Source organism: Erysipelothrix sp. strain 2 (EsS2-7-Brazil) (assembly GCF_016617655.1).
GTDB lineage: Bacteria > Bacillota_I > Bacilli_A > Erysipelotrichales > Erysipelotrichaceae > Erysipelothrix > Erysipelothrix piscisicarius.
The window spans coordinates 20,710-27,443 of sequence record NZ_SCFT01000020.1 but is presented as its reverse complement, the minus strand read 5'-3'; the positions used below and the strand labels follow the sequence as shown (position 1 = coordinate 27,443).

At 38.3% G+C, this 6,734-nt stretch carries 7 protein-coding genes and 1 other RNA gene; 3 read left to right on the top strand and 5 right to left on the bottom strand.

Translation table 11 applies throughout. The features are described from left to right. Nucleotides 1–138: 138 nt before the first annotated feature. On the bottom strand, nt 139–1,113 hold the full coding sequence (locus EPJ90_RS08110) for a serine hydrolase domain-containing protein (protein ID WP_200542950.1): 975 nt from the start codon (nt 1,111–1,113) through the stop codon (nt 139–141). After that, a complete protein-coding gene (locus tag EPJ90_RS08105) occupies nt 1,113–1,730 on the bottom strand; it encodes an HAD family hydrolase (RefSeq protein ID WP_161636926.1) in 618 nt (205 codons plus the stop codon). Before EPJ90_RS08105 ends, EPJ90_RS08110 begins: the two co-directional genes overlap by 1 nt. Nucleotides 1,731–1,941: 211 nt before the next feature. Between EPJ90_RS08105 and EPJ90_RS08100 the strand changes: the two genes are divergently transcribed. Then, the gene (locus EPJ90_RS08100; protein WP_161636927.1) at nt 1,942–2,991 is read left to right on the top strand and encodes a G5 domain-containing protein; all 1,050 of its coding nucleotides are present in this window, start codon (nt 1,942–1,944) and stop codon (nt 2,989–2,991) included. Nucleotides 2,992–3,037: 46 nt separating this feature from the next. Here EPJ90_RS08100 and EPJ90_RS08095 read toward each other — a convergent pair whose 3' ends face one another. The 3 genes from EPJ90_RS08095 to ssrA form a co-directional block, all read right to left on the bottom strand. Continuing rightward, the gene (locus tag EPJ90_RS08095; RefSeq protein WP_200542949.1) at nt 3,038–3,664 is read right to left on the bottom strand and encodes a hypothetical protein; all 627 of its coding nucleotides are present in this window, start codon (nt 3,662–3,664) and stop codon (nt 3,038–3,040) included. Between the two features lie 10 nt (nt 3,665–3,674). Further along, nucleotides 3,675–4,070 carry a hypothetical protein gene (locus EPJ90_RS08090; RefSeq protein WP_161636929.1) on the bottom strand — a complete coding sequence of 132 codons (396 nt, stop codon included), beginning with the start codon at nt 4,068–4,070 and terminating at the stop codon, nt 3,675–3,677. Nucleotides 4,071–4,195: 125 nt separating this feature from the next. Continuing rightward, nucleotides 4,196–4,543, bottom strand: a transfer-messenger RNA (tmRNA) gene (gene ssrA / locus EPJ90_RS08085). Between the two features lie 115 nt (nt 4,544–4,658). Here ssrA and proB point away from each other — a divergent pair. Then, nucleotides 4,659–5,489, top strand: a complete 831-nt coding sequence (gene proB, locus EPJ90_RS08080) for a glutamate 5-kinase (RefSeq protein WP_161636930.1) — start codon at nt 4,659–4,661, stop codon at nt 5,487–5,489. A gap of 8 nt (nt 5,490–5,497) precedes the next feature. Next, complete coding sequence (locus EPJ90_RS08075) at nt 5,498–6,730, top strand: glutamate-5-semialdehyde dehydrogenase (protein ID WP_125163836.1); 1,233 nt, start codon at nt 5,498–5,500, stop codon at nt 6,728–6,730. Nucleotides 6,731–6,734: the final 4 nt, after the last annotated feature.

Genomic DNA, 6,734 nt, shown 5'->3' with positions numbered 1-6,734 from the left:
TCTTTCATTTTTTTATCTAATTGTTTATACTTCATATGGGAGCTCCTTTTAGTCGGGTGGGCTCCTTTTATTATACAAAAACAACCGCACCTTGGGTGGTGCGGTTGAGATTTGAATTTAGGAAAAAGAAATAGCTCCTTAAACGCTATTTCTTTTTTTTACAAGAAACGTTTGCATGAGCACTTCGCGCTTTTGCAGATAACCGTGATCTTCACGAGTTGGATGAACGCGATGAGCAAGTAATATCATGGCTCGATTATCATGAAAAACAAGAAGCGGTCCTGTGAATCCAGTATGATAACAGGCATCGATATCGTTATAGACGTATCGGTTCCAACCGTACGAACGCGAATTAATATTTGTGCTTCGAATTTGCTCATAGGATTTTGATGATAAAAGGCGAGAATCGGAAGTAAGCATTGCTTCCATAAATCGTTTTAGGTCGGGTAATGTAGAAAAAAGACCGGCATTGCCAGCAATGCCCCCACAATTTCGCGCCGTTTCGTCGTGGACAACACCTTGGAGTAGGCCATATTTTTCCGTTAACTCCGTGGGAATACACCGTTCAGTCTGTCTCGGATTAAAGGTTGTGTTCGTCATCTCGAGGGGATTAAAAATAGATTTAGAGAAGCTCTGGTTTAAATCGGTGTCTACTGCTTCAATAAGGTATCCAAGGATTAAAAAATTAATACAAGAGTAAATGGTTTCTTGATTTGGGGCATTGATGAGATCGTCACAATTCATCACGCTTAAGTAAATTTGTTCACGGTTCATTTCAGAACGTCCTGTAACACTTGGAGCCAAACCTGAACGATGAAGCAAACAGTGTGATACGGTAATTTCAGGATTTTTAAAATCGTTAATGTATGTTTGGATGGGTTCATCCAAGGAGAGTACTTTTTCATCGCAAAGTTGAAGGATGCGCGTTGTTGTGAATAATTTGGTGATTGATGCCACATCAAATTGGTGCGTTTCTTCAAGTTTTTGACCTTCAAATGTTGTGGTGCCATAAATCGTCTCGGTCCAGATGCCATTTTCATAGACGGCAAAGGCAAGTCCACTGACATATCCATCATCGACGAGTTGATGTGCTTGATTCATAAACAGATCCATTAGAATACTGCTTTGAGGATGTCAGCGGGTGTTTCAAGAACAAAATCAATTTCATCCATTCCTTCCATCGAAACATTACCCCAACTTGCCAGTCCAAAAGCCATTCCAGCGGCCTTAGCAGCTTGATAATCAAAAATACTATCTCCAACATATAAAGCGCGGTTGGGCGTGATATCAAGCATTTCTGCACAGACAAGAAGGGGTTCGGGGTGTGGTTTATGATGTTGTGTATCTCCGGATAACACAACAGCGTTAAAATAACCATCCATTCCGTTTTCCACCACATCAATATCATACTGTAAGCGACGTTTTGATGACGCGACACCTTGCTTAACGATGCCATCAAGAGATTCGAGTACAAATTCAATACCGTCAAACAACGTTGCAGGATGTGGATATTCATTCACATATTGAACCCAACGTGGATAAACATCTGTCGAAATGCCTAATGCTTTTAAAACACCATGCCCGTCATAACATGTTAAGTGAATCAATTCATCATAAGTCATATGAATTCCGAGCTCCTCTTCAACAATTTTCATTAATGGGTAAAGGTTCATGTCAAATGTGTTTACGACCGTCCCATCGAGATCGTAGATAACTGCATCATAGTTCATAAGCTTCCTCACTTTTTATTCTATTATACATGATTTAGGATACGGGAGTTTGGACAAATAATGAACGATTTGAAATCAAAAAGAACGAAAATGTATCGAAAACGTGATTTTTGTTCATCAAAAGCGAAACACTATGAAAAATGTGAGAAAGGAGTGGGGTGAATTCCTATTATTTGTAACGTATAATAAACTAGGAATGGAGTCGATACTTATGAAAAAACGAATTACCTTATTATTATGTATTGTATTACTAACAGGTTGTGGCGCAAAGACAAAATCTGAGGAAACACTTGAAGCTAAAACCCTAACAACAAAAGACGTGGAACTTCTTAAAAAACATGGTTTGGATGTTACTGAAAATAATGAAGTCAAGGTTGATAAAGATGGAAACATGGTCTTTATGGTTGATGAGAAGGAAGTCAGAGTTCCATTTACATTATTGGATGATAAAGACGGCGATCAGAAAATAACGGATGTTTTGAAGGAACAAAAAGAAGCATCGAAAAAAGAGACTGACGCAAAAAAGGATTCAAAAAAAGACACAAAAAAAGATTCCAAAAAAGAATCGAAATCAGAAGCATCTAAAGAAACTAAAAACGAAGTGAAAAAAGAATCTGAGAAAAAACAAGAGAAACCATCTGAGAAGAAGGAACCAACGGTAACCTATCGTGAAGCGAAAGATTATGAATCCATTGCATTTTCTGAGGAATACCGCGAAGATGCATCAATGAATAAAGGTGAAAGTTACGTTCAACGTGATGGAGAAAACGGCAAGAAAGAAATTGTCTACAGCGTCAAGGTTGTGGATGGTGTGGATTCAGAATGGACTGTGAAAAGTTCCTCAGTCGTTAAACATCCTGTTAATAAGATTATTGTGAATGGAACGTATGAAGCACGGGGATCAATGAGTGATGGTTATGCAACTGAGGTTTATAATCTCATTAACGCAAAGCGTCGTGCTAACGGTTTAAGCAATTTAACTTGGTCAAATAGCCTTTATAATTCAGCTCAAATAAGAGCAAAAGAGATTTCTGTTCTGTTTGAACACACTCGTCCGAATGGGCAATCGGTGTTATCAATGGCAAATGATATCAATGGTGAAAACATTGTATACGGTCGTATTGATATGGATTTCTTAGTGAACTTATGGATGAACTCTCCAGGACATTACAGTAATATCATGAACGACTTTAATTACACAGCGACAGCTGTTTATATTGAAGATGGTTATGCATACGCAGTACAACTCTTTGGATACTAGTAAAAAAGCGTACTTCTCATGTTGAGAAATACGCTTTTATTATGTTTTATGCGAGACGACCGGTTGCTTCAAGATAAAGGTTTGTAAAGTAGTTTACGGAAATTGGTGCAAGAAGCAGGCTCAGAGCATGATCGAGTATATTTCCTTGCGCTGTGCCTGGCCCAAATATTGAATCCAAGAGTGTTTTAAATAAAAATTGGATAAAGACAAGGGCAAGGGTAAAACCGAAAATGCGTAAACGGTATCCTTTGCTGATTTCAAAACACTTTTCAAAAAGATTATGATCGTCTGGGAAATCCACAAGCACAAAACTAAGAATTGATAAGGGAATTGCGATATAAATACCAGGAACAAGTAAAAGAACAAGTCCAATTGTAATTGCAAGCGCAGAAAGTAAATAAAATTTAAGTGCCCGTCCCCAATCAACATACGCTGCAACTTGTTTTACAAGGTCCCAATTCAGTTCCGCATCTTCAAGACGACTGAAGAAAACAACCATCTCCACCAGACCATGGAGGAGCATCGATACCAGTCCAATTAAAATCAGGATTACTGCTGAGATGAAGGGGTTGACCCCAAAATCTAGAAATCCAAGTGCAAATGGAATTAATAGGATGAAAACTGAAATAATAAAAATTTGTAAATAATTATGAAGTAGACTTTTCTTTGTCATAAGTTCTCCTTTATTTTTGTGTTTGAATATGGTCTATGAGTTTCGTAGCGTGGTTGGGATCGATGCGATAGACTTTTCGATCAACCACAAGCTTATCGTCAAAGACTGAAAGCTTCATGTGATTTTTGTCCTTAAATATGAGCTCCATATCATCCTTCGTATCAGGCTGTGATATCTGGCGTGTAGAACCCTTTAGTTCAAGAGATTTTAAGAGCGTGATGCTCTCTAAAATACGATTTGCATCGTGAGTAGTGATTTCAGTCTCTTTGGATTTGTAAGTGATTGATTCAACCTGTGTTGGATCAATAGATTGGAGTTTTCCTTTTGATAAGTAATTAGGAAGACCCATCAGGACTAAAACACCGATACAAACAATAAAGACGATGATTCTTGAATTTTTTTTCATGTTTCCCCCTTTACATCAATTATAACGGATTTGAATAGCAAAATGTTGCGGTATCATATTTTGAACATTTTGGAATGTGGGGAGGTAAAATAAAAAACCACTGGAAGGTGGTTTGAAATTTAATATGGTGGAGATGGCGAGAGTCGAACTCGCGTCCAAGAAGTGTTCCACATTCGAATGTCTACAGTTTAGTCTGTTTCTAAATAATCAAAGTTCAAGCTCCAGACAAACCTTCCTTTGATGTGCTCTAAAATTTTCGTGGCATACACCGAGCAGTGCTGGCCCTTATTCTTTGTGAGTGAGTTGATATCGTTTGCCCAAAGACCAAACGCCCGATATCAGGCTGCAGCGTTAAACGCTAATTAAGCAGCGAATTGTAAACTGTTGTTTCCAGTTAATTTTTTTTAGCTATTAGGTAGCAACTCCACTGCAATTCGAATCAAACGAAATCCTGTCGAAACCATGACATCCCCAGGACCACCATTATAACAATATTTCCGTAAAACTACAATAATTAGACGTTATCGAAGCACTTTTTAAAAGATACAAGATAGTGTATTATAGATGGAGAAATAGAGGGACAAAATCATGAATAGAGAAGTTTTAAGAGATAAAAAACGTATTGTGGTGAAAGTAGGGTCATCATCCCTTACGCATAAAGAATCAGGAGACTTAAATTTTCGTAAACTCGAGCAACTCGTCCGAGTTTTGGCTGACTTAAAAAGCCAAGGTAAAGAAGTTGTGCTTGTGTCTTCTGGAGCACAAGCAGTTGGTCGAAAGGCATTAAATCTATCTCAGATCCCCGATAAAATGGCCAAGAAGCAAGCACTAGCCGCGATTGGTCAAGCGAAGCTAATGATGACCTATCAGCGATTGTTTGCGGAGTACAATCAAGTGGTTGCGCAAGTGTTACTTACAAAACATACAATGTTTAAAGAAGAAAGTCGCAACAACGCCAAAAATACTTTTCATGAACTTTTAGAAATGGGTGTTATTCCGATTGTGAATGAAAATGATACCGTAGCTACTCATGAGATTGAGTTTGGGGATAATGACCATCTCAGTGCGTTTGTACTTGCGATGATTGACGCGGATTTGCTTATTATTCTTTCGGATATTGATGGGTTTTATACGGATGATCCATCACAAAATGAAGATGCGCGACTCATCGAATATGTGGAGAAAATTGATGAACGTCATCTGAAAATGGGGAAAGAAACAAGTTCTTCCGCTGTTGGTACGGGTGGCATGAGTGCCAAGATTGATGCAGGTCGCATTGTAACCAGTTCCGGAGCAGATATGGTCTTGGCAAACGGGAAAGACGTGAATATACTTCATCAAATTCTTGATGGGGAAGTAGTTGGAACTTATTTTAAAGCAAATAAATCAGAATCATTTGATTTAGAAGCTTATTTGTAGGAGGAACGATGAAAGAAATTGGAATTAACGCAAAAGAAGCATCGCGCTCGCTTGCACTTCTGACACAAGAACAGAAGAATAAAGCACTTAAACATATTGGCGATGATTTATTAGGGCAAGCTAATGTAATTATCGAAGCGAATCAATTGGATTTGGAAGCGGCAGATCAAAATGGAATTACTGGCGCATTGCGTGATCGTTTAATTTTAAATCAAGCACGCATTGAAGCGATGGTACAAGGTCTAAATGAACTTACGCTGTTAAAGGATCCAGTTGGTGAAGTTTTAGAGGTTTTAGAACCTGAAAATGGATTGTACATTGAAAGAGTATCCGTACCACTGGGTGTTATTGGGATTATTTATGAATCAAGACCCAATGTAACGGTCGATGCTTTTGGTTTATGTTTTAAAAGTGGTAATGCGGTTGTATTAAAAGGTGGAAAAGAAGCGATACATACCAATATAGAACTTGAACGAATTGTTCGTAACAGCTTGACGGATTTAAATATAAATCCCAACTGTGTCCAAGTTATTAAAGATACACGTCGTGAAGTAACGACCCAACTTATGAAACTTAATGAATATATCGATGTCTTGATTCCACGAGGGAGCGCGGGCTTGATTCGTGCCGTTGTGGAAAACAGTACCATACCCGTTATTGAGACGGGGGCAGGGAATTGTCATATTTATGTTGATCACGATGCGGATGTATCGATGGCTTTAGATATTATTGAAAACGCGAAATGTCAGAGATTGGGTGTGTGCAATACGATGGAGTCTTTAGTTGTTCATAAAGATATTGCACCAACATTTTTACCTTTATTAGTGAATAAGCTTTCTCATGTTGTTTATCATGGGGATTTGGTTGCGTGTGAAATTGTGGATACAATGGTACTTGCAAATGAGGATGATTTTAGAAAAGAGTATTTGGATCTAGAAATGTCGGTTAAGGTTGTGGATTCTTTAGAAGAAGCGATTGCGCATATTAATTTCTATAATACTAAGCATTCAGAAGCGATCATTACAAATAATGAGAAAACGGCTCAACGCTTTACGCAAGAAGTTGATGCATCTACAGTGTATGTGAATGCATCAACACGCTTTACAGACGGCTCACAGTTTGGTTTTGGGGCTGAGATAGGCATTAGTACTCAAAAGTTGCATGCGCGTGGTCCTATGGGCTTAAAACAGCTTACATCGTATAAATATATCGTAAAAGGAAAGGGTCAGACACGTGTCTGACCCT

Excerpts from the sequence above, each read along its gene's own strand:
- EPJ90_RS08110 (WP_200542950.1), bottom strand. The coding sequence starts at position 1,113 with ATGGATCTGTTTATGAATCAAGCACATCAACTCGTCGATGATGGATAT.
- EPJ90_RS08105 (WP_161636926.1), bottom strand. The coding sequence starts at position 1,730 with ATGAACTATGATGCAGTTATCTACGATCTCGATGGGACGGTCGTAAAC.
- EPJ90_RS08100 (WP_161636927.1), top strand. The coding sequence starts at position 1,942 with ATGAAAAAACGAATTACCTTATTATTATGTATTGTATTACTAACAGGT.
- EPJ90_RS08095 (WP_200542949.1), bottom strand. The coding sequence starts at position 3,664 with ATGACAAAGAAAAGTCTACTTCATAATTATTTACAAATTTTTATTATT.
- EPJ90_RS08090 (WP_161636929.1), bottom strand. The coding sequence starts at position 4,070 with ATGAAAAAAAATTCAAGAATCATCGTCTTTATTGTTTGTATCGGTGTT.
- proB (WP_161636930.1), top strand. The coding sequence starts at position 4,659 with ATGAATAGAGAAGTTTTAAGAGATAAAAAACGTATTGTGGTGAAAGTA.
- EPJ90_RS08075 (WP_125163836.1), top strand. The coding sequence starts at position 5,498 with ATGAAAGAAATTGGAATTAACGCAAAAGAAGCATCGCGCTCGCTTGCA.